15 protein-coding genes and 1 pseudogene are annotated in these 23,592 nt (G+C 68.4%); 12 read left to right on the top strand and 4 right to left on the bottom strand.

The window, feature by feature from the left end; translation table 11 throughout:
• Positions 1-68: 68 nt before the first annotated feature.
• From atpD to PC39_RS07830, 8 genes are all read left to right on the top strand, one after another.
• Positions 69-1,472 carry a F0F1 ATP synthase subunit beta gene (gene atpD, locus PC39_RS07865; protein ID WP_353252827.1) on the top strand — a complete coding sequence of 468 codons (1,404 nt, stop codon included), beginning with the start codon at positions 69-71 and terminating at the stop codon, positions 1,470-1,472.
• A gap of 30 nt (positions 1,473-1,502) precedes the next feature.
• Positions 1,503-1,925 carry a F0F1 ATP synthase subunit epsilon gene (locus PC39_RS07860; protein WP_353252826.1) on the top strand — a complete coding sequence of 141 codons (423 nt, stop codon included), beginning with the start codon at positions 1,503-1,505 and terminating at the stop codon, positions 1,923-1,925.
• Between the two features lie 200 nt (positions 1,926-2,125).
• Positions 2,126-3,673: an OpgD/OpgG family glucan biosynthesis protein gene (locus PC39_RS07855; RefSeq protein WP_353252875.1), complete on the top strand. Its 1,548-nt coding sequence runs from the start codon at positions 2,126-2,128 to the stop codon at positions 3,671-3,673.
• Positions 3,670-6,159 carry a glucans biosynthesis glucosyltransferase MdoH gene (gene mdoH / locus PC39_RS07850; protein ID WP_353252825.1) on the top strand — a complete coding sequence of 830 codons (2,490 nt, stop codon included), beginning with the start codon at positions 3,670-3,672 and terminating at the stop codon, positions 6,157-6,159. The genes PC39_RS07855 and mdoH overlap by 4 nt, the downstream gene beginning before the upstream one ends.
• Before the next feature lie 102 nt (positions 6,160-6,261).
• Positions 6,262-7,632 (top strand): bifunctional UDP-N-acetylglucosamine diphosphorylase/glucosamine-1-phosphate N-acetyltransferase GlmU, encoded by a 1,371-nt coding sequence (gene glmU, locus PC39_RS07845; RefSeq protein ID WP_353252824.1) that lies wholly within the window; start codon positions 6,262-6,264, stop codon positions 7,630-7,632.
• 97 nt (positions 7,633-7,729) lie between these two features.
• Positions 7,730-9,553: a glutamine--fructose-6-phosphate transaminase (isomerizing) gene (glmS, locus tag PC39_RS07840; protein WP_353252823.1), complete on the top strand. Its 1,824-nt coding sequence runs from the start codon at positions 7,730-7,732 to the stop codon at positions 9,551-9,553.
• 125 nt (positions 9,554-9,678) lie between these two features.
• Complete coding sequence (locus PC39_RS07835) at positions 9,679-10,653, top strand: phosphotriesterase family protein (protein ID WP_353252822.1); 975 nt, start codon at positions 9,679-9,681, stop codon at positions 10,651-10,653.
• Positions 10,653-12,155 carry a class I adenylate-forming enzyme family protein gene (locus PC39_RS07830; protein ID WP_353252821.1) on the top strand — a complete coding sequence of 501 codons (1,503 nt, stop codon included), beginning with the start codon at positions 10,653-10,655 and terminating at the stop codon, positions 12,153-12,155. Before PC39_RS07835 ends, PC39_RS07830 begins: the two co-directional genes overlap by 1 nt.
• A 42-nt stretch (positions 12,156-12,197) precedes the next feature.
• On the opposite strand, the gene PC39_RS07825 is transcribed toward PC39_RS07830, so the two are convergent.
• Positions 12,198-13,214 carry a phosphotransferase family protein gene (locus PC39_RS07825; RefSeq protein WP_502950866.1) on the bottom strand — a complete coding sequence of 339 codons (1,017 nt, stop codon included), beginning with the start codon at positions 13,212-13,214 and terminating at the stop codon, positions 12,198-12,200.
• 38 nt (positions 13,215-13,252) lie between these two features.
• Positions 13,253-13,999, bottom strand: coding sequence for an SDR family NAD(P)-dependent oxidoreductase (locus tag PC39_RS07820; protein ID WP_353252819.1), 747 nt, complete (start codon positions 13,997-13,999; stop codon positions 13,253-13,255).
• 374 nt (positions 14,000-14,373) lie between these two features.
• Between PC39_RS07820 and PC39_RS07815 the strand changes: the two genes are divergently transcribed.
• Positions 14,374-14,829 (top strand): helix-turn-helix domain-containing protein, encoded by a 456-nt coding sequence (locus tag PC39_RS07815; RefSeq protein ID WP_353252818.1) that lies wholly within the window; start codon positions 14,374-14,376, stop codon positions 14,827-14,829.
• Positions 14,825-15,397, top strand: a pseudogene (locus PC39_RS07810) (VapC50 family PIN domain-containing toxin); the annotation flags it as partial. The gene PC39_RS07815 and the pseudogene PC39_RS07810, both read left to right, overlap by 5 nt.
• A 173-nt stretch (positions 15,398-15,570) precedes the next feature.
• Here the strand turns inward: PC39_RS07810 and PC39_RS07805 are convergent.
• The gene (locus PC39_RS07805) at positions 15,571-16,737 is read right to left on the bottom strand and encodes a HupE/UreJ family protein (RefSeq protein WP_353252817.1); all 1,167 of its coding nucleotides are present in this window, start codon (positions 16,735-16,737) and stop codon (positions 15,571-15,573) included.
• The gene (locus tag PC39_RS07800; protein ID WP_353252816.1) at positions 16,724-17,584 is read right to left on the bottom strand and encodes a peptidylprolyl isomerase; all 861 of its coding nucleotides are present in this window, start codon (positions 17,582-17,584) and stop codon (positions 16,724-16,726) included. Before PC39_RS07800 ends, PC39_RS07805 begins: the two co-directional genes overlap by 14 nt.
• 101 nt (positions 17,585-17,685) lie before the next feature.
• Here PC39_RS07800 and PC39_RS07795 point away from each other — a divergent pair, with 101 nt between their 5' ends.
• Positions 17,686-19,926 carry a DUF3604 domain-containing protein gene (locus PC39_RS07795; RefSeq protein ID WP_353252815.1) on the top strand — a complete coding sequence of 747 codons (2,241 nt, stop codon included), beginning with the start codon at positions 17,686-17,688 and terminating at the stop codon, positions 19,924-19,926.
• Positions 19,927-20,286: 360 nt separating this feature from the next.
• A complete protein-coding gene (locus PC39_RS07790; RefSeq protein WP_353252814.1) occupies positions 20,287-23,346 on the top strand; it encodes a parallel beta-helix domain-containing protein in 3,060 nt (1,019 codons plus the stop codon).
• The last annotated feature ends 246 nt before the right edge of the window (positions 23,347-23,592 follow it).

Genomic DNA, 23,592 nt, shown 5'->3' with positions numbered 1-23,592 from the left:
GGCGACGTTTCCAGTTTCAAGTTTCGAGTTTCCAGAACACAAGCGCTCCAGAGCCTGAGGACATAGACATGAGCAACGGCAAAACCGGCAAGATCGTTCAAATCATCGGCGCCGTGGTCGACGTCGAGTTCGAGCGCGAGGATCTGCCGAACATCCACGACGCCCTGGTGGTCGACAAGGCCGAACTGGTGCTGGAAGTCCAGCAGCAGATGGGCGACGGCGTGGTCCGCTGCATCGCCATGGGCGTGACCGACGGCCTGCAGCGCGGGATCGAGGTCACCAACACCGGCAACCCGATCTCGGTACCGGTGGGCCAGGCGACCCTGGGCCGGATCATGGACGTGCTCGGCACGCCCATCGACAAGCAGGGCGAGATCGGCACCGACGAGCGTGCGCCGATCCACCGCACCGCCCCCAGCTTCGAGGAGCAGTCGGCGGCCACCGAGCTGCTGGAGACCGGCATCAAGGTCATCGACCTGCTCTGCCCGTTCGCCAAGGGCGGCAAGGTCGGCCTGTTCGGCGGCGCCGGCGTGGGCAAGACCGTGAACATGATGGAGCTGATCCGCAACATCGCCGCGGAGCACTCCGGCTACTCGGTGTTCGCCGGCGTCGGCGAGCGGACCCGCGAGGGCAACGACTTCTACCACGAGATGCAGGAGTCGCAGGTGCTCGACAAGGTGGCGTTGGTCTACGGCCAGATGAACGAGCCGCCGGGCAACCGTCTGCGCGTGGCCCTGACCGGCCTGACCATGGCCGAGTACTTCCGTGACGAGGGCCGCGACGTCCTGCTGTTCATCGACAACATCTACCGCTACACGCTGGCCGGCACCGAGGTGTCCGCGCTGCTGGGCCGCATGCCCTCCGCGGTGGGTTACCAGCCGACCCTGGCCGAGGAGATGGGCATCCTGCAGGAGCGCATCACCTCCACCAAGACCGGCTCCATCACCTCGATCCAGGCGGTGTACGTGCCCGCGGACGACCTTACCGACCCGTCCCCGGCCACGACCTTCGCCCACCTGGACGCCACCGTGGTGCTGGCCCGCTCGATCGCCGAGCTGGGTATCTACCCCGCGGTGGATCCGCTGGACTCCACCTCGCGCCAGCTCGACCCGAACGTGGTCGGCCGCGAGCACTACGATACCGCCCGCGCGGTGCAGCAGACCCTGCAGCGCTACAAGGAGCTCAAGGACATCATCGCGATCCTGGGCATGGACGAGCTCTCCGAGGAGGACAAGCTCACCGTGGCCCGCGCGCGCAAGATCCAGCGCTTCCTGTCGCAGCCGTTCTTCGTCGCCGAGGTGTTCACCGGCTCCCCGGGTCAGTATGTCTCCCTGAAGGAGACCATCCGCGGCTTCCGCGGCATCGTCGACGGCGAGTACGACCACCTGCCCGAACAGGCCTTCTACATGGTCGGCACCATCGACGACGCGGTGAAGAAGGGCGAAGAGATGCAGCAGAAGCAGGCCGCGTAAACGCGTCCCGAGAGAGGCTCAGTGTCGGACATGAAGCTACACGTCGACATCGTCAGCGCGGAGGGCCAGATCCATTCCGGCTCCGCGAACATGGTCTATGCGCCGGCCGAGATGGGCGAGGTGGGCATTGCGCCCCGCCACGCCCCGCTGCTGACCCGGCTCAAGCCGGGGCAGGTCCGGATCGAGGACCTGGAGGGCCAGGAGCAGGTCTTCTTCGTGTCCGGCGGTGTGCTCGAAGTGCAGCCGCATCTGGTCACGGTGCTCGCCGACACGGCCGCCCGTGCCCACGACATCGACGAGGCCGAGGCCGAGAAGGCCAAGCAGCGAGCCGAGGAGGCCCTGTCCGAGGCGCACGACAAGGTCGACATGGCCCGCGCCCAGGCGGAGCTGGCCGAGGCCGCGGCCCGGCTGCACGTGGTCAAACAGCTCCGCGGCACCTCCTCCCGCCGCTGATCGGCCGTCGCGAGCGACCCCGGCCGCGTCGGCCGGGGCCGTCTACGTCTGCCCGCCGCCGGCGCCCGTCCGGCGGCATGTCACTCCCGAGACTGGCCCGCCAGCCCATTTGCAGGGATAATGGATCCCCCATGCCCGATTGACGAGGGGGCGAATCGGGACCACGTGCGACCCTGCATCGGGAGGACGACTTGCACGACATGGCCCCCTCGCCACACGGCCGGTTCCCGGCCGTACGCCGCGCCGTAGCGGCACTATTCCTGATTGCCGCCGCCGGCGCCGTTGGCGCCGGACCGCCACCGTTCGGCCTGGAGCAGGTCGCGGCACGCGCCAAGGCCCTGGCGGAAAAGCCCTACCAGGCGCCGCCCGCGGTGCCGCCCGACCTGCGCGAGTTGAGCTACGACCAGTGGCGGGCGATTCGCTACCGGCCCGGCAAGGCACTATGGCGCAGCGAGGGCCGCCCCTTCGAGCTGCAGTTCTTCCATCCGGGATTCCATTACCGGCACACGGTGCCGGTGTATCTGATAACCGCCGGCGGCGTGGGGCGGCTCGCCTTCGAGAAGGGTCGCTTCGAGTATCCGAATCCCAAGTTGGCCGAGCGCGTCCCCGCGGACCTGGGCTATGCCGGCTTTCGCGTGCACTACCCGCTCAACCGGCCCGACTACAAGGACGAGTTCGCGGTGTTCCTGGGCGCGAGCTATTTCCGCGGTATCGGCGCCGGCCAGCATTACGGGCTGTCCGCGCGCGGGCTGGCGGTGGACACGGCCACCGCCGACGGCGAGGAATTCCCGCGCTTCCGCGCCTACTGGATCAAGCCGCCGGCGCCGGACGCCGAACGCATGACCGTCTACGCCCTGCTCGACAGTCCGAGCGTGACCGGCGCCTACCGATTCGTCATCGAGCCCGGCGCGATCACCATCATGGACGTGCAGGCGCGGCTGTTCACCCGCCATCCCATCGCCAAGCTGGGCATCGCGCCGCTCACCAGCATGTTCCTGTTCGGCGAGAACGGTCCGCACCGTTTCGACGATTTCCGTCCCGAGGTACACGACTCGGACGGCCTGCTGATCGCCGCGCGCACCGGCGAATGGCTCTGGCGGCCGCTGCACAACCCGCGCGAGCTGGCGGTGAACAGCTTCGTGCTGGAGAGCCCGCGCGGCTTCGGATTGATGCAGCGCGACGACGCGTTCGCCAACTACCAGGACCTGGAGGCCCGCTACGAGCGCCGGCCGAGTGCCTGGGTCGCGCCCCAGGGCGAATGGGGCAAGGGCCGTATCGAGCTGGTCCAGATTCCTTCCGAGAGCGAGAAGAACGACAACATCGTCGCTTACTGGGTGCCGGCGGAGTCGGTCACCGCGGGCCAGACCCTGGACTTCGCCTACCGCCTGTCCTGGCGCGGTCCCGACGAGGCCCTGCCGCCGGGCGGCCGGACCCGGGCGACCCGCGTGGGCCGGCCCAGCGGCGGCAGTCAGCAGCCGGCTGCCGCCCGGGAAGTGGTGATCGATTTCGTCGGCGACCGCCTGGACGAGTTGCCGGCGAATGCCGAGGTGGTGCCGCGTGTGTCCGTTCCCGAGGGCGCGCGCCTGCTGCACGCCAACGCCTTCCGCAACGAGGCGACCGGCGGCTGGCGTCTGGTGTTCCACGTGCTGGCCGCCGACGCCGCGCCGCCGCTGGAACTGCGTGCCTATCTGGCGACGCCGGACGGCGGCGCGCTGACCGAGACCTGGACCTACGCCCTGCGGCCATGAGCGCGATCTCGTTCGAATCCGTCGACGCGCCGGAAGATGCCCTGCGCCGCAAGGTGGCGGAACGACTGCGGCAATACCTGGCGGCCCTGGGGCTGCCCGAGGATGAATCGACGTCCTTGGTCGAGCGTGCCACCGGGGATATGCCGGCCGAGCCCGAGGCGGCCTACGAGCGTGCCTTCGAGCGTCTGCACCGGTTGCTGGCGGAGCGCGATGGGGGACCGGCGGCGGGGTTGGCGGCCTCCCGGCGGAAACGGGTGACGACGCGCTTCGGCCGCCTGCCCTGGTCCGGACGCTGGCCGCGGCTGCGCTCCATGCCGCCGATACGGCGCGGCCACATGCGCCCGCCGCCCCTGGATCGCAGCCCGCTGCGACGCCTCATGGACGGCGTACTATGGCTCGCCCGCCTGCCGACGCGACTGGCGGGTCCCGATCGGTTGCGGAGCGCGGCCCGGCTGCGGCAACTGGCGCTGTCAGTGTTGGTGGCGCTACCGGCCTTCGCCGGCAGCGGTTACCTGGCCGCCGTGTTGCCCCATCAGGGTGGCACGGGACTGGAAGTGGCGATCCTGGCGGTGGCCTTCCTGCTGTTCGCCTGGATCCTGGTGGGTTTCTGGACCGCGGTGGCGGGCTTCCGGACCCTGCTGTTCGGCGACCGCTATGCGGTCGATGCCGCGGTGGCCGGGCGCACGCCGCTGCCGGCCGGGGCCCGCACGGCCGTGGTCATGCCCATTTGCGACGAGGACGTGGACCGGGTCTTCGCCGGGCTGCGCACGGTCTACCGCTCGCTGGCGGACACCGGGCAGGCGGAGCGTTTCGATTTCTTCGTGCTCAGCGACTCCCGCGATCCCGATCTCTGGGTCGAGGAGGAGGTGGCCTGGGCCGCGATGTGCCGCGATCTGGGCGCCCACGGCCGGGTGTATTATCGGCGCCGGCGGACCCACGCCAAGCGCAAGAACGGCAATATCGCCGATTTCTGCCGTCGTTGGGGCGGTCAGTACCGCTACATGGTGGTCCTGGACGCCGACAGCATCATGACCGGCGACGCGCTCGTGCGCTTGGCCCAACTGATGGAGCATCACCCGGCCGCCGGTCTGATCCAGACCCAGCCGTTCGCGGTGGAACGTCACACCCCGATCGCGCGCATCCAGCAGTTCGCGCTGCGGGCCTACGGGCCGCTGTTCGCCGCCGGCCTGCACTTCTGGCACCTCGACAACGCCCACTACTGGGGCCACAACGCGATCATCCGCATCGCCCCCTTCATGGCGCACTGCTCGCTGCCGCGGCTACCGGGCAAGGGCGCGCTATCGGGCGATATCCTCAGCCACGACTTCGTGGAGGCGGCCCTGCTGCGCCGGGCCGGGTGGGGCGTGTACCTGGCCTACGACCTGCCGGGCAGCTACGAGGAGATGCCGCCCACCCTGCTCGACGAGCTCAAGCGCGACCGGCGCTGGTGCCAGGGCAACCTCCAGCACATGCGGCTGCTGTTCTCGGACCGCCTCAATCCCGCCCACCGCGCCCTGTTCGCCAATGGCGTGATGGCCTACGCCTCGGCCCTGCTGTGGCTGGTGTTCCTGGGTTTGAGCAGCACCGAGGCTGTCCTGGAGGCCCTGCGGCCGCATGACTACTTTCCCGAGGCCGGCGGTCTGTTCCCGGAGTGGCCGGTCTGGCGGCCGGCCTGGGCCATCAGTCTGTTCGCGGCGACCCTGGTGGTGCTGTTCCTGCCCAAGCTGCTGGGGTTGCTGCGGATCCTGTGGCGGGGCGAGGCCCGCGATTTCGGCGGCTGGCCGGGCCTGTTGGCGAGCACGGTGCTGGAGATCCTGTTCACGACGTTGATCGCGCCGGTGCGCATGCTCTCGCATTCGCGCTTCGTGGCGGTCACGCTGCTGGGCGGCAAGGTCCGCTGGGGCGCGCAGTCGCGCTCGGACGTCGGCATCCCGTGGACGCGCGCCCTCCGATACCACGGTCCCGGCATGCTGATCGCACTCGCCTGGGGCGGGCTGCTGTTCTACGTCGCTCCGGGCTTCGCCCCGTGGCTGCTGCCGATCTTCGTGCCGCTGCTGCTGGCGCCGGCGGTGACGGTGTATTCCAGCCGTCCGGGCCTGGGCCGGCGGCTGCGGCGCCGGCGCTTGTTCCTGATCCCGGAGGAGTCGCGGCCGCCGCGGGTGCTGCGCCGGTTGCGGCGGGAACTGCGTCGCGGCGGGCACGAGGGGCGCCGTGGCTTCGCACGGGCGCTGCTGGACCCCGCCGTCAACGCCCTGCACTGCGCATTGGTGCGCAGCCCGCATACCCTGCCGGCGAACGAGCGGGAGCGTCGGCGGGCCCTTTGCGACCGGGTCCTGGAGGCGGGACCGGAGAGTCTCGGCAGCGCCGAGCGCGCCGCCCTGCTGGACGATGCCGTGGCCTTCGAGGCCCTGCACGAGCGGCTCTGGGCGTCGCCGCGCTGGCCGTGGCCGGCGATGCCGCCGGCTCAAGGGCGCGACGGTCCGTGACCGCCGCCTGGCGCGGCGTGCTGCAGGGCGGAAAATGTCATGGTTTTCTGCAACAATGACGGGCCTTTGGTGGGTCCGCGAATTCGGAGTCTCGACGTCGACATGCCCTTGCACATCATCGTACTCGCCGCCGGCCAGGGCACCCGGATGCGCTCCGCCTTGCCCAAGGTGCTGCAGCCGCTGGGCGACCGCCCGCTGCTGACCCACGTCGTGGAAACGGCCCAGCGGCTCGACCCGGAACGCATCCACGTGGTGTACGGCCACGGCGCCGAGCAGGTGCAGTCCGCCCTCGGCTATCTCGACGTCAACTGGGTCCACCAGGCCGAACAGCTCGGCACCGGGCATGCCGTGGCCCAGGCGATCCACGACGTACCCGACGGCGCCCGGGTCCTGGTGCTGTATGGCGACGTCCCGTTGATCCGTGCCGAGACCCTGGAGAACCTGGTCGAGGCGGCGGGCGGCGACAGCCTGGCCCTGCTCACGGTGGTGCTTGACGATCCCACGGGCTACGGTCGCATCGTGCGCGATGACAGCAATCGCGTGATCGGCATCGTCGAGCACAAGGACGCGGACGGCGACCAGCGCCATATCCGCGAGGTCAATACCGGCCTGCTCTGCGGCCCCGCCGGTCGCCTGCGGGATTGGCTCGTCCGGTTGGACAACGACAATGCCCAGGGTGAATATTATCTGACGGATATCGTCGCGCTGGCCGCCGAGGACGGCGTACGCGTGGTGGCCGGCCAGGCAGGGAGCGCCGCGGAAGTGCAGGGCATCAACGACAAGCGTGAATTGGCCGCCGCCGAGCGGGTGCTGCAGCGACGCCAGGCCGATGAGCTGATGGCCGCGGGTCTGACACTGCGCGATCCGGCCCGGTTCGATCTGCGCGGTACCCTGACCGCCGGCCCCGACTGCGTGATCGACGTCAACGCCGTGATCGAGGGCGAGGTGGCCCTGGGCGCGGGGGTGCACGTGGGGCCCAACTGCGTGCTCAGGCAGTGCCGCATCGGCGACGGCACCCAGATCCACGCCCACACCGTGATCGAGCACGCCAGGGTGGGTGACCGCTGCCAGATCGGTCCCTTCGCCCGCCTGCGCCCGGACACCGAGCTGGGCGAGCGCGCCAAGGTCGGCAATTTCGTCGAGACCAAGAACATCAAGGTGGGCGCCGGCAGCAAGATGCCGCATCTCAGCTATGTCGGCGACGCCGAACTGGGCGCCGACGTCAACGTCGGCGCCGGCGTGATCACCTGCAACTACGACGGCGCGGCCAAGCACAAGACCGTGATCGGCGACGGCGCCTTCATCGGCTCCGATTGCCAGCTCGTGGCCCCCGTCGAGGTCGCCGCCGGCGCCACCATCGGCGCCGGCTCCACCATCACCAAGGACGCCCCCGCCGGCAAGTTGACCGTGTCCCGCGCGCGTCAGGTGACGGTGGAAGGATGGCAGAGACCCAGGAAGGATCGGAAAACGTGAAACGGAAAACGGAAAACGCCAAAACCCCTGTAGTAGACGGGATCACCTTCCGGCGTTTCCCGTTTTCCGTCTGTCATTTCCCGGAGCACAAGCAAACATGTGCGGCATAGTCGGCGCCACCGCCCAACGCAACGTCGTCCCCATCCTCATGGAGGGCCTGCGGCGGCTCGAATACCGCGGTTATGATTCCGCCGGCATCTCGGTGGTGGACGCCGCGGGCGCGCTCGGGCGCGCCCGCACCGTGGGCAAGGTGCGCCAGCTCGAAGAGGCCCTGGAACGCCAGCCCCTGGCCGGGAACCTGGGCATCGCCCACACCCGCTGGGCCACGCACGGCGGTGTCGCCGAGAACAACGCCCACCCGCATCTCTCGGGCGATGCCCTGGCCGTGGTCCACAACGGCATCATTGAGAACCACGAGTCCCTGCGCCGCCGTCTGGAGGACAGCGGGTTCACGTTCGCCTCCGACACCGATACCGAGACCATCGCCCACCTGGTGGCCCTGCACCGCCGGCAGCATCCCGATCTCGCCGATGCCGTGCGCGCGGCGCTTGCCGAGCTGGAAGGCGCCTACGCCATCGCCGTGATCAGCCCCGACGAGCCCGGCCGACTGGTGGCCGCCCGCCGCGGCTCGCCGCTGGTGGTGGGCGTGGGCATCGGCGAGCACTTCGTCGCCTCCGACGCCGCCGCCCTGCTGCCGGTGACCCGGCGCTTCGTCTACCTGGAAGAGGGCGACATCGCCGACCTCACGGCCGAGCGGCTGGCCGTCACCGACCACGACGGCGCCGCCGTGGACCGGCCGGTCAAGGAATCCAGCCTGTCGGCGGACGCCGCCGACAAGGGCGGCTACCGCCACTTCATGCTCAAGGAGATCTTCGAGCAGCCGTCCGCGCTCACCGACACCTGGCAGGGCCGGCTGGGCGAGCACGGTGCCCTGGCCGCCAGCATCGGCCCCGGCGCCGAGGACCTGTTCGCGCGGGTGAAGGCCGTGCATATCGTGGCCTGCGGCACCAGCCACCACGCCGGGCTGGTGGCCCGCTACTGGCTGGAATCGGTGGCGCGCGTGCCCTGCAACGTCGAGCTGGCCAGCGAATACCGTTACCGCAACCCGGTGGTGCCGGAAGACTGCCTGTTCGTGACCCTGTCGCAATCCGGCGAGACCGCGGACACCCTGGCCGCCCTGCGCTACGCCAAGGGGCTGGGCTACATCGGCAGCCTGTCGATCTGCAACGTGCCCGAATCCTCGCTGGTGCGCGAGTCCGATCTCACGTTGATGACCCACGCCGGTCCCGAGATCGGCGTCGCCTCCACCAAGGCCTTCACCACCCAACTGCTGGCGCTGCTGCTGGTCACCGCCATCCTGGCGCGCGCCCGGGGCCGCGACGAGCCGGCCCTGAACGAGCAGATCCGCGGCATCGCCGGCCGCGTCGAGGACGTGCTGCTGATGGACGACAGCATCCGCGCCCTGGCTGACCGTTTCGTGGACAAACATCACGCCCTGTTCCTGGGCCGGGGCCCGATGTACCCCGTCGCCATGGAAGGCGCGCTCAAGCTCAAGGAAATCTCCTACATCCACGCCGAGGCCTACGCCGCCGGCGAGCTCAAGCACGGCCCCCTGGCCCTGGTGGACGAGGACATGCCGGTGATCGCCGTGGCCCCCAGCAACGACTGGCTGGAGAAGGTAAAATCCAACCTACAGGAAGTCCGCGCCCGCGGCGGCCAGCTCTACGTCTTCGCCGACCGCGATGCCGGCTTCGAGGACGACGACGGCATCACCGTCCTGGAGATGCCCCACGCCGCCGACCTGGTCGCCCCCATTGTCTACACCGTCCCGCTGCAGCTCCTCGCCTACCACGTCGCCGTGGCCAAGGGCACGGACGTGGATCAGCCCCGTAACCTGGCGAAGTCGGTGACCGTGGAATAACCCTGCCGGCCCCTGGTGACCGACCGGCCGGCATCGCCGTCGGCCTGTTCCACGGTTGCGGCTTTGCTCCCCGACGCTTAGCGTGACAGGACAACAACGTCCGTAGCGAGACGGAGGAGAGCATCATGACGACCGTGGAAACGGTGCGCGGGCCGATGGACACGTCGGAACTGGGCACCACGCTGATGCACGAGCACGTGTTCGTTCTCAGCCCCGAGATCCAGCAGAACTACCCCGAGATCTGGGACGAGGAGTACCGCGTCTCGGATGCGATCACCAAGCTCAAGGGTCTGACCGAGGTGGGTGTGGACACCATCGTCGATCCCACCGTGATCGGGCTGGGCCGCTACATCCCACGGGTGCAGCGCATCGCCAATGAGGTGGACGTGAATATCGTCGCCGCCACCGGCGTCTACACCTACAACGAAGTGCCCTTCTATTTCCACTTCCGCGGCCCGGATTGCCTGTTCGAGGAGCCGGAGCCGATGACCGGCATGTTCATCCAGGACATCCGCGAGGGCATCGCCGGCACCAGCGTGAAGGCCGCGATCCTGAAGTGCGTCACCGAGAAGGAGGGCCTGACGCCCGGCGTGGAACGGGTGCTGCGCGCGGTGGCCCAGGCCCACCGCGAGACCGGCGTGCCCATCACCACCCACACCGACGCCCACACCGAGCGCGGCTACGACCAGCAGAAGGTCTTCCGCGAGGAGGGCGTGGACCTGTCGCGCGTGATCATCGGCCACTGCGGTGACACCACCGACCAGACCTATTTGCGCAACCTCATGGATGCGGGCTCCACCATCGGCATGGACCGCTTCGGGCTGGATATCCTGCTCGACTTCGAGAACCGCGTGAACACGGTGGTGGACCTGTGCAAGGCCGGCTATGCCGACCGCATGGTGCTGTCCCACGACACCATGTGCCATATCGACTGGTTCACCGAGGAGCAGCGCGCCACCAACGTGCCCAACTGGCACTACAAGCATATCCACGAGGACGTGCTGCCCGCGTTGCGGGAGCGCGGTGTCACCGAGGACCAGATCGATCAAATGATGGTGATCAACCCGCGCCGCATCTTCGAGAACGTCGGGGCGTACTGATGGGTGTCTTCGACGAATCCGGCGTCGTCCGCGGCGAGGACGGCGTGAAGCGCTATGCGAACCGTCCCGACTCGCTGGTGGCCATGCTGCGGAACAGCGTGGAGCGCCGGCCCGAGGGCGAGGCGATCGTGGATCTGGGCACCGGCGCGCGGGTGACCTACCGCGAACTGTGGGACCGCTCGGCGCGCGTGGCCGGGGGGCTGGCCGCATCCGGCCTGCAGCGCGGCGACCGCGCCGCCATCCAGCTCGGCAACGGCCTGGATTGGGTGCTGGCCTTTCTCGGCTGCCACCTCGCCGGCGTCGTGGCGGTGCCGGTCAACATCCGCTTCTCGCGGGAGGAGATCGACTACGTCATCGACGACTCCGGCTCGGCCTACGTGTTCCGGCCGGACGACGCCCTGCCCGACGGCGAGCCGCTGGTCGTCGACGACCTCCAGCCGGCGGACCTGGCGGCGATCTTCTACACCAGCGGCACCACCGGCTTTCCCAAGGGCGCGCGGACGACCCACGCCAACTTCCTGTCCAACAACGAGTCCGCCCGCCGGGTGATCGGCCTGCCGGACGACGGCAGCGTGCGCAACCTGCTGTCGGTGCCGCTGTTCCACGCCACCGGCTGCCACAGCCAGCTCCTGGCCACCCTGGAGCGTTGCGGGGCGACGGTGATCATGCCCGCCTTCGAGGTCCAGGCTTTCCTGCAGGCGATCGAGGCCGAGCGCATCAATGTGCTGGTGTCGGTGCCGGCGGTGTACTGGCTGGCGATCAGTCAGGAGAATTTCGGCGATTTCGACGTCTCCAGCGTGCGCTGGCTGGTCTACGGCGGGGCGCCCATCGCGCCGGACCTGGTGGCCCGGCTCAAGGACGCCTTTCCGCGGGCGCGGCTGGGCAACGGCTTCGGCCTGACCGAGACCGCCTCGATCGCCACTTACCTGCCGCACGAGTACGCCGACGAGCATGCCGACAGCGTCGGCTTCGCCGCGCCGGTGATGGAAGTGGATCTGCGGGATGTCGACCCCGATACCGGGGTCGGCGAACTGCTCATCCGCGGCTCGAACGTGGTGGACGGCTATTGGAACAAGCCGGAGGCCACCGCGGAGACCTTCGTCGACGGCTGGCTGCGCAGCGGTGACCTGGCCCGCATCGACGACAAAGGCCTCGTCTACATCGTCGACCGCGCCAAGGACATGATCAACCGCGGCGGCGAGAACGTGTACTGCGTGGAGGTGGAGAACTGCCTGGCCGCCCACCCCGACATCTTCGAGGCGGCGGTGATGGGCGTGCCCGACGCCATGATGGGCGAGAAGGTGGGCGCGGTGATCGTGCCCGTGCCCGGCCGCGAGGTGGATGCCGACGACGTGGTCGCCTTCTGCCGCCGCCACATCGGTGACTTCAAGGTGCCGCAGTACATCCACGTCGCCGGCGAGGCGCTGCCGCGCAACCCGGGCGGCAAGGTGCTCAAGCCGACGCTTCGCGAGTCGGTGGACTGGGGCGAGCCGCTGTTCTGAGGCGCTCGCGACGCTTGCGGGCCGGGGTGCCGCCTTTCGAGGTTATCCGGCCTGTCGGCCCGATGCGGCGATGAGGGCGTGAGCCCGTTCGAATAGCCGTGTGGTGCGGTCCCGCATCCACGTGCCGAGCTCCGGCGGCGCCTTGCCCGCCCGCGAACGGGCATAGGTGCCCTCCAGGATGATGCCCAGCTTGAAACAGGCCAGGACGCGGTACCAGTCGAGTTCGGTCACGTCCCGCACGCCATGCGAGGCGTATCGCTCGATGAGTTCGTCCGGGGTGGCCATCCCGCCGGCCTTGGACAGGGCGCTGTCGAGTAGATCGGTGTCCTGTCCCGGCTCGCGCCACAACGACAACAGCCAGCCGAGGTCGAGCAGCGGGTCGCCGACGGTGCACATCTCCCAGTCGACGATGGCCGCGACATCCGGCCCGCCGTGCTCGAACATGACGTTGGCGACATGGAAGTCGCCGTGCATCAGGCCCGGCCGCGGATGCCGCGGCAGGTTGTTGTCGAGCCAGTCGGCCACCTGCGCGAGGCCGGGGATCGCGTGCCCTTCGTAGCCCGACAGTTCGTTGTAGGCGTCGAGCTCGGACAGCCACCGCCGGACCTGCCGTTCGTGGAAGCCGTCGGGATGGCCCATGTCTCCCAGACCGACCTGCTCGGGGTCGACGGCGTGCAGGGCGGCGAGCGCGTCCACCATCCGGAGCCCCATGTCATGGCGCACGGCGGCCGATTCGCGGTGGCGGGCGCTGAGTTCGTTCACGGCGTTGAGGCCGTCGACGGGCGCCATCAGGTAGAAGACCGAGTCGCCCAGCACGTTGCGGTCGGGGCACGCCGCGATCAGTGCCGGGTGCGGGACGGCCGTGTCGGCCAGGGCCTCCAGGACCCGGATTTCCCGCAACAGGGACTTGTCCGTGGTGGCCCGGGTATGCCTCGGGCCGCGCCGCAGGACGTAGGACCGGTCCCCCCGGCGAAAGCGCACCATCACGTTCTGGGTGCCGCCGGCCAGTAGCCGGGCTTCCTCGAACGGCCGCCCCCTGCCCAGGCCCTGCTCGTCCATCCAGACCCGGACGGGTTCGAGATCGGGTATCGGGTCGCTCACGGCGTGCCCCCATCGAGTCGCAGCAACGCCCCGGTACAGAACGACGAGGCATCGGTGGCGAAGTACATCGCCGCGCCGACGACCTCCTCCGGTTTGCCGCAGCGCTGCAGGGCGAGGGTCTCCTCGAACTGGCGGCGCATCTCGGGCGTCCAGGCGGTGGCAATGTCGGTGAGGAACGGGCCGCACTGGATGGTGTTGACCCGCACCGTGGGGCCGAAGGCCTTGGCGAAGCCCTCGGTGAGGACATGCAGCCCGGCCTTGGCGGCGGCGTACGGCAGGGAATGCGTGTTGGGCCGGATCGCCTCAATGGAGCCGATGTTGACGATCGATCCGCCCTCGCCCTCGCCCTCGCTCATGCGCTGCCCGACCAGGGCGGCGAGACGGAAGGGGCCCTTGAGATTCACGCCGATGACCTTGTCGAAGTAGGTCTCGGTGACCTCGGGGAGACTGGGGTACAGCGGCGAGAGACCGGCATTGTTGATCAATACGTCGATCCGGCCGAGCTCCGCGTATACCGTCTCCACCAGGGCGTCGCAGTCCTCCCAGTGGCTCACGTTGCATGCGACCGGCATCGCCCGGACACCGTAAGCGGTGCTCAGTTCGTCGGCCACCTCGACGCAGTTCTCGCGCTTGCGGCTCGCGACGACCACGTTGGCGCCCTGCTTCGCGAAGCCTTCCGCCATGGCCTTGCCCATCCCACGGCTGCCGCCGGTGATGACGACCACTTTGCCCTCGACACTCACGAGCCTGTTCTCCCTATTCGAATCGTTTTCACACCTTAACGGTGCTTGCAGGTAGCCGACACTCCTTGCGATCCGGCGTGCCAGCGCCGCCGGTTTCGGCCTCGTCCGATCAAGCACGTCACATACGTGCTTGTTGGGCGGAGGCATCCTTGTTCCGCACCGGGGGACTTTCCCATTGGTCTCCTGGTACACCTTGTCCTCGTGTGCCGCCACATGTCCCGCCTCCCGAGTTTCCCTTCGCATGCCAAAGCGTTGCCGTGGCGCAAGAAACCTGGGTCGTGGACGCTCGGTCAGACTCGACGCGACGGTTTCGTTGCGATAATTTCGTTTATTTCGTATATTTCGAATGTGGATAACAGAAGTCGGAGTACGTTATGACACGCTATCCCGACGACGACCTGCAGTTGCCGTCCAGCGATGAATCGGCGCAGGCCCGGGAAGCCAGTCAGGCCTTGGCGCAGCTACTCGAGCAGCCTGGCGGCACTGTGCGCGTGAGCGATGGGGTCGGCTCCAGTGTGTTTGAATTGCCGACGTCGGCGGCCAAGATGCTTTTGCGCATCCTCAGCGAGATGGCCAGCGGGAACGCGATTACATTGATGCCCGTGCACGCGGAATTGACCACTCAGGAGGCCGCCGACCTGCTCAATGTCTCGCGGCCGTATCTGGTGAAATTGCTGGAGAAGGGTGATATCCCCTATCGCAAGGTCGGCACGCATCGCCGGGTTTTGGTCAGTGATCTCCTTGATCACAAGGAACGGCGCAGGGTCGAGCAAAAGCGCGACCTCGAGGAGTTGACGGCGATCGCTGTGGATCACGATATGGGCTATTGACGTGTCTCGGTTCACCGTCGTCTTCGACGCCAATGTCCTATATCCCGCGCCGTCTCGCGATCTATTGATGCAGTTGGCCACCACGGGCCTGTTCCGGGCTCACTGGACCGACGACATTCACGACGAATGGATTCGTAACCTCAAGGCCAATCGGCCAGACCTGTCTGACGCGGCCCTCGCTCGAACGCGTGAATTGATGGACCGAGTGGTGGATGACGCTCGGGTCACCGGTTACGAGTCCCTCATCGAGGGACTGGATTTGCCCGACCCCGATGATCGCCATGTACTCGCCGCGGCGCTTCGCGCCGGTGCCGATGCGATCGTGACCTTCAATCTGAAGGATTTTCCGGAAGCGGCATTGGCGCCCTACGATGTCGAGGCCATCCATCCCGATGCCTTCGTCTCGTACCAGTGTGATCTGGCGCAAGCAACGGTTTGCGAGGCCGTCCGGTTGATCCGCGGGCGACTCCACGATCCACCCTACGATATCGATGCTTATCTGACTCATCTTGCCGCCAGCGGTTACCCGGCGACCGCCGAGACGCTGCGGGGCTGGCGTAACTTCCTGTTAAGGCAAGCTTATCCGCCCTGTCTCCGCTCGACCTATGAATGGGCTTCCATTGACCCTATAAGGACATTCGGGAATGTGCCGGGCCGCTTCGCCCCGGTATGCCCGGGTACGCCAGGCACGTTACCGTCCGACGCGGGGACCCCCGGTCCCGGCGATATGGCGTACGCGGACTAGCCGAACAACCGCTGGATGTACCAGAACGTGCCGATGCCGGCGGCCGCCGCCGTGGCGGCCGGGGTCGCCGGTAGGCCGCTGCCCCGGAGTGCCAGCAGGATCGGCCAGGCGCAGGCGAGCAGCAGCAGTTGTCCCACCTCCACGCCGGCATTGAAGCCCAGAAGTGAGATCGCGAGCCGGTCCGCCGGCAGGTCCATGCCGTCGAGCACGCCGGCGAAGCCGAAACCGTGGAACAGGCCGAAGGCGGCGGTGAGCGCCAGCCGCAGGCGGAAGCCTTTGCGCGCGTCCAGCAACAGCCTGCCGTACGCGTACAGGAATAGCGCGAGACCCAGGACGACCAGCAGCGGCATGACGGGGGAGACCAGGGCGAGCGCGATCAGCACCAGCACGGCGCCTGCCGCGAATGCGCGGCTGCCGGGCGTCAGCCGATAAGCGTTTTCCAGCGCGACCAGCACGATCGACAGGGCGATGAAGGCCTCGACCGCGGGGGCGGTCGGCCGCGCGAGGCCGAGGACGGCGATCGCCAGGGTCAGGCTATGGCCCAGGGTGAAACCCGTGGCCAGCCAGGCTACCTCCTTCAGGGAGGCGGCGATGACCACGAGGACCAGCAGGAACGCCAGGTGGTCCCAGCCGGAGAGGATATGCGTCACGCCCAATGAGAAGAAGGCGCCGAGGCGGTCGGGCGCCGTGGCGTTCGCCGTTTCCCCGGCCCAATGCCAGGTGCCGGCGTCGGGGGTCAGTATCCGGGTGACGGGGTCCCGGTCGTCCGCGGTCAGGGTGACGAAGTGTGCGTGGGCGATGCCGGTGCCGCGGAAGAGCGTGCTGCTCAGGCTGGTCGGCGGTCCGTCGCAGCGTACGCGCCAGCGGTGAACGACATCCCCCGAGCGCACCTCCGGCGGTGTGCCGGCCTCGTTCGTGCAGGGGCCGCCGGCATCGTTGAGGCGCAGGTTCTGCATCAATTGCTGCGCGACCTTGTCGCGGTAGCGGGGGTCCTCCGGCGCGAGGCCCAGTCGGGTCAGCTCCAGTTGCGACATCGTGGCGCGCGCCCGCGCCCCGTCGTCGCCGATCTCCCAGAACGAATAGGACACGCTGCGGGTATGCGCGGTCGTGATACTCGCCCACAGGCAGAGTGCGATCGCGAGCCAGAGGTTATTGCGGGACATCCGGCGCCACGGTCACGGGATAACGCTCGCGCAGGGCGGCCAAGCGTTCCCGCAGCAGGGCCTCGGCACGCCGCCGCCGGATTTCGTGGCGAACGGCGGACTCGACCTGCGCGAGCGGCGGCGGTTCGGCCGCGCGCCGGGCGTGCAGCATGAGCACGACATGGCGGCCCCGGGACTCGATCGGCTCGCTGGCGTCGCCGGGGGGCAGCGCCTCGGCGCGCCGGGTGAGCTCCGGTCCGAGATAGTCGCGGAGTTTGTCGGCCGGCAGGGGGCCGTCCGGCAGGAAACCGGTGCCGTCGTCGAAACGCGCGAGCACGCGCGAGAACGCCATCCCGTCGCGCAAGGCGTCGCTTGCCCGGGCGGCGGCCGCGCGATCGCCGGTCCGGATGACGCCGACGTGCAACAGCTCCGGCCCGGTGAAAAGCGCCCGGTGCCGGCGGTAGAAGCGTTCGACCTCGTCCCGCGACAGTGCTCGCGAATCCGATTGTGCCCGGATGCCCTGCAGGACTTCGTCGACCAGTTGGTCGCGCAGCCTGGGCGACTGCCGCACGAGATCCAGGTCCAGGCCGTGCGCGATCAGCAGGGATTCGTTCACGAGCCGTTCCAGCACTTGCCGTCGGTCGGCATCGTCGAGCGGATCGCGCTTGTCCTCAGCCACCGCCTTCAATGCCCGGGTGTAGGTATCCCGGCCGATGACCCGGCCGTCGACGCGCGCCACGGCGTTCTCCGGCAAGCCGGCGTCCCCGGCGCCGGGGTCGATCAGACCGGCCACGGCCAGGACGAGGCCGCCGAACATGCCGGCGGCGAGCCAGGCGGTCGTGCGGGGATGTCGATGCGCGTCGTTCATTCGCCGGCGGGAGGGTATCGCCTTGTGGCTTATCGCCTTCTTTTAAACATTGTGTACAGTGCATACAAGCCGCCGACCCGGGCGGCGCGGGGGAGAGCGCCATGCGAAAAGTGTCATTGGGGGTGGTTCTGCTGGGTCTGGCCTGTGCCGGTCTGGCGCTTGTCATCGCGCTCGACCGCCGGGGCACGCCGCAGCAGGCGGGCACGGTCACCGACGCCGCGCGCTCGACGGAGACGGTCGCGGCGCGCGCGGCACGACAACGGGCCGCCGGCGCCCCGGCGACCAAGCAGATCCTGTTCGGGGACGTGCACGCGCATACCACCTTCTCCATGGACGCATTCGCCTGGAGCCTGCCCATGCTCGGCGGGGAAGGCACGCATCCGCCGGCCGATGCCTGCGATTACGCCCGCTACGTCGCGGGCCTCGATTTCTGGGCCCTGACCGACCATGCCGAGAGCCTGACGCCGCGCCACTGGCGGATGATCAAGGACACCGTGCGTGCCTGCAACGCCGCGGCGGGCGATCCGGCCAACCCGGACCTGGTGACCTTCCTGGGCTGGGAATGGACCCAGATGGGCAACACGCGCGCGAGCCATTACGGCCACCGCAACGTGTTTTTGCTGCATACCGGGGAAGACCGGGTGCCGGCGCGGCCGATCGCCGCCGACGGCGTCGCCTTCCGGGCGATGCGCAACGATCCCCTCAACGCGTTCCAGAAATACATCGGCCCCTATCTCGTGGACTTCGACAACCGCCAGCGGCAGGTCGATCTGCAGCACAAGCAGGCCGATCTGCGGTCGTGGCCGGTGTGCGAACAGGGCCGGCCGGTGCGCGAACTGCCGGCGGACTGCCTGGAGGTCGCCGCGACGCCGGCGGACTTGTTCGACAAGCTGGCCGACTGGGGTTTCCCCGCGATGGTGGTGCCGCACGGCACCACCTGGGGGTTCTACACGCCGCCCGGCTACGACTGGGCCAAGCAGGTCACTCCGGCACAGCACGACCCCGAGAGCCAACGACTGATCGAGGTCTTCTCCGGGCACGGCAATGCCGAGGAATATCGGGAGTGGCGGGCGGTCGAATTCGACGGCCAGGGCAATCCGGTCTGCCCCGAGCCGACCGCCGACTATCTGCCGTCCTGCCATCGCGCCGGCGAGATCATCCGCTCGCGCTGCGACGATCCCGCGTCCGACGACTGCGAGCGGCGCGTGCACGAGGCCGAACAGAATTACCTGGCCGCGGGCCGCGCGGGGCACCTGACGGTGCCCGGCGTGACCCCCGACGACTGGCTCGACGCCGGGCAGTGCCGGGACTGCTACCTGCCGCCGCTCAACCACCGGCCCGGCGGGTCCGTGCAGTACATCCTGGCGAAACGCAATTTCGAGGCAACCGACGAGGACGGCGATCCGTTCGGCTATCGCTTCGGTTTCATCGGCTCCAGTGACAACCACAACGCCCGTCCCGGCAACGGTTTCAAGGAACGCGACCGGGCCGTCGTCACGGATACCTACGGTGCCCGGAGCGGGATCGCCCAGGATCAGTTCGTGGACGCCGCCAAGCCCGATCCCGACCAGCGGTGGTCGCAGCCCCACGAGCTCGGTGCCAGCCGGTACAGTTTTCTCCAGGTCAACGAGTCCGAGCGCCAGGCCTCCTTTTTCTATAGCGGCGGTCTGATGGCGGTGCACAGCGCCGGCCGCGATCGTGAGGCGATCTGGGAGGCCATCCGGCGACGCGAGGTGTATGCCACCTCGGGCGACCGCATGCTGCTGTGGTTCGATCTGCGCAACGCCCCCGGCGGTCCGCGGCCCATGGGCGGCGAAGCGACCATGACCGACGCGCCGCGCTTCCGCGTGCGGGCGGTGGGTGCCTTCGAGCAGAAGCCGGGCTGCCCCGAGGACGTGGTGCGGACCATCGGGGCCGAGCGCCTGGCGAAGCTCTCGGGCGGCGAGTGTTACCACCCGTCGGACCGGCGCCGGCCGATCGAGCGGATCGAGGTCGTCCGCATCCGGCCGCAGATCGCCGCCGGCGAGCCGGTGGCGGAGCTGATCGACGATCCCTGGCGTGTGCACGACTGTCCCGCCGACGGCGGCGGCTGCGCCTTCACGTTCAGCGATCCCGGGTTCACGGCGGGCGGCCGCGAGACCCTCTACTACGTGCGTGCGCTGCAGGCGCCCACGCCGACGATCAATGCGGACGGCCTACGCTGCGAGTATGACGACTCGGGACGGTGCGTGGCGGTCGATGTCTGCTACGGCGATCCTCGTACGGATGCGGACGACGATTGCACCGCCCCGGCCCGGGAGCGCGCCTGGTCGTCGCCGATCTACGTGCATCACGGGGGGTGAACGGTATCGCTCGCCGGTGCCGGGAGCGCCGTCGACCGCGCCGGCCTGCACGCGCACGGAGACGATCCCTGGCGGCGTGCCGCCTGCGCCGCGCGGTTGAGAGCCAATGCCGCGGGGAGGGCGGTTGCGCCCGCGGCATTCTCCGGCGCCCGGCCTTGATGAATCCTTACTTTACCCGCCGACCTCCTCTCGCGCGCCCATAAGTAAATTTATACCCCTGGGTTGAGCGGTCTTAGGCGCCATGGCAGGCTGCTGTCAAAAATTTGACACATGCGGCCGGGCCGAGACGCCCGGTACACACCGTCGCACGCAGCAGTATCAGACAAAGACGGCGGCGGGAGTTAAGGGGGCATCTTCATCATGGATAAGCGGGTCTGGTTCTTTGCGTTGGCGCTTGCCGGTAGCGCGGCACTGTCCGCCTGCGGCGGTTCGAGCGGTGGCGGTTCCTCGTCCGATAATGCCGGCGACGACGGCAGCTCCGGTGAAGTGCCGGCCGGGCGGACGTTTCAGATCGAGCCCGGCCCGGACGCCACCGAGGACGCCCTGACGCGCTTCATAGACGCGCGGCCCGGCGATACGATCGAATTCGGCTGCGGTTTCTTCCAGATCGACTCGACCCTGCTGCTGACGAATACCGAGGCCGTGACCATCAAGGGCTGCGGGATGGACCGGACGGTGCTGTCCTTCCGCAACAACAACAATCCCGAAGGCTTGCTGGTGGACGATGCGCGCGGCATCACCATCGAGGGCCTGACGGTGGCGGACACGGACGGCAACGCCTTCGAGCTGCGCAACGTCGATCACGGCACCCTGCGGGGCGTGCGTGCGTTCTGGTCGTCCGGCGGCGGCCGCGCGTCCGCCGATCCCATTACCGCCGATAACTACCAGGACGGTCGCCTCGACGTGGCCTGTACCGATCCCGCGACCCAGGATCCGGGCGCGCTGGAGAACAACCTGCCCGGCGCGGACACGACCTCGCCGGACTACACCGTCAGCGACCAGGCGGGGCGCTACGGCATCTATCCGGTGAAATCGCAGAACATTCTGGTGGAGGAATCCGAATCCATCGGTGCCTCGGATGCCGGAATCTACGTGGGACAGACCTCGACCGCGATCATCCGCGACAGCCGCGCCGCCTACAATGTCTTCGGCTTCGAGATCGAGAACGTGCGCCACGGTGAGTACTCAAACAACCTGGCGGAGTGCAACACGGGCGGCTTCCTGATCTACGACCTGGACAACCTGACCCAGTACGGCGAGCGCACGCTCATGCACGACAACGTGTCGCGCATGAACAACACCTACAACTTCACCGAGGGCGGGTTCGTCTCCAACGTGCCGCCGGGCAGCGGCATGATCACGCTCGCCTACGACCGTATCGACGTCTACAACAACGTCTTCGAGGACAACAATACCGCCGGCATCATCCATGTCAGCTATGAACTCTTTCCGGAGGGTGCCGGCCGGCCGAGCGACAACAAGATCGATTTCTACACCGAGGGCATGCGGATCTTCGACAACGAATTCCGCAACAACGGCAACAGCCTGCCGGTGGCCACCACCAATGACCTGCTAAGCCAGGACATCACGGCGTTGCTCCCCGCGCTCGTGGGCTTGAAGACCCAGGCCGGCTGCGTGCTGCCACAGAACCTCGGGGCATGCCTGGCGCCCAATACCGAGCACCCCGAGGTGAATACCGGCTTCCGGGGCGCCCATATCGTCTGGGACGGCCTGCTCGACGAATACGATCCCGACTGCCCCTACCCCGAGGACAGCAAAGGCGAGCCGGTGCCCGAGGAGGAGAACTTCGAGGGCAAGCCGCGGTATACCAACGAACACCCGGACCCGGGCTGCCACTACAACGCCTACAAGTTCCACACTGACCGGGACGGCGACCCGCGCAAGAAGCCCCTGTTCTTCGCCAGCTGCATCGATGCCAACAACAGCTTCAGCGACGACAGCATCAAGTTCGCGAATTTCCACGGCACCGAAGGGGTCAACGCCGCGATCGCGCTGGCGACGGGAAACGCGCCCACGCCCGAGCAACTCGCGGAAATCCAGAACTTCCCGGCCGACTTCGACATGAGCGCCCACGAGTGCGACGAGGCCTATGGCAAGAACCTCGGTCGCATCGAGCCGGTCGAGATCCCGCCGTTCGAGCCCAGCGTCGATATCGAGCCACCGCCCACGCCGGAGGAGATCGCGGCGCTGTGCAACGCCGACGTGGCGCAGGGCGAGGTCAATTTCGACGCGGGGCGGGTGGACTGCCCGAATCTGGCGCAATACAACCTGTTCGCCGATCCGGACGATCCCACCAGCGAGCCCAACGGCAAGAGCTTCCCGTTCGTGCTCAATACCAAGTTGTTCTCGGACTACGCGGTGAAGTACCGGGTGGCGTTCCTGCCCCCCGGCGAGCGCGCCACCTACATGGCGCCGGGCGCTGACAGCCCCACGGGCACCATCGTTTTCCCGACCGGGACCATCATCGCCAAGACTTTCTCCTTCGTGGAGGACGGCGAGGAGGCGCACATCGAGACACGCTTGCTGATCAAGCGCGAGGGCAACAACGGCACCGCCCGCTGGCGCGGCCTGCCCTACCTCTGGGAGACCGACGAATCCGGCGAACCCGTGGCCAACCTGAAGCTGGCCGGTGCCACGGTGGCGACCTCCTGGGACTTCACCGACAGCTACGGCAAGCCGCAATCCGGTTCGACCGACAGCTATAGCGTGCCCAACGCCAACCAGTGCATCTCCTGCCACGCCAACCGCGACCTGGAAGGCGGCTCGGCGCCGATCGGACCCAAGGTGCGCAACCTCAACCGCCCCTACCAGTCGGAATCGACGGTGGTCACCGACCAGGGCCGTCATCCGATCGCCGGCAACAACCAGATCGCCTACTTGTGCGACCACGGCTTCCTCGCCGGTTGTCCGGACGACTTGGGTATCGACCCGAATACCCAGATCGCCACCAACCTGGAGCGTTTGCCGCGCTTCGACGAGCCCGGCGACTCGGGCTTCCAGGCCGGTTCCGACGAGGATATCGAGGCGCGCGCGCGGGCCTACTTCGAGGTCAACTGCCACCATTGCCACAATCCCGACGGGTTCGCCTCCAATACCGGTTATTTCCTGGACACTTTCCGCCGGATCGACACCAGTTACGGCATCTGCAAGGGGCCGACGGCCGCGGGCGCCGAGGGCAGCGGCGGCCGCGAGGTGGACGTCCATCCGGGCGATGCGTCTAGCTCGATCGTGGAATATCGCATCGGGCCGGAGGCCGATACCCCGGCGGCGAAAATGCCCCCCATCTCTCGCAGTGTGGTGCATGCCGAGGGACACGCCCTGATCCGGAACTGGATCAACAACGTGGTGGTGGCCGACAACGACCGGTATCCGGGCTCCGAGAGCTGCGCCGGCAACTAGCCGGCGGCGCATGGCGCCGCTCGCGGGTGAACCGCCCGGCGCCTGTCGGCCGCGGGGTCCGCCACGGTATCCGTCCCCGGCGCCCGCCCGGTCTGTCGCACCCGGCTGCAACTCCCCCGGACAGGTTCCGCGCGACGCATGCTTCGGGCGACGGCCGGTTTCAGGCCGCCGGGGGACCGGTCCGCGCCCGCCGGGCGATTGGCAAGCGCCAAGCCGGCGATGGTGCTCCGCGCCCGGTTGCCGGTC

It is taken from the genome of Salinisphaera sp. PC39, from assembly GCF_040361335.1.
Classification (GTDB): domain Bacteria; phylum Pseudomonadota; class Gammaproteobacteria; order Nevskiales; family Salinisphaeraceae; genus APNM01.
The sequence above is the reverse complement of the archived record's forward strand: the minus strand, read 5'-3'. Positions and strand labels throughout refer to the sequence as shown.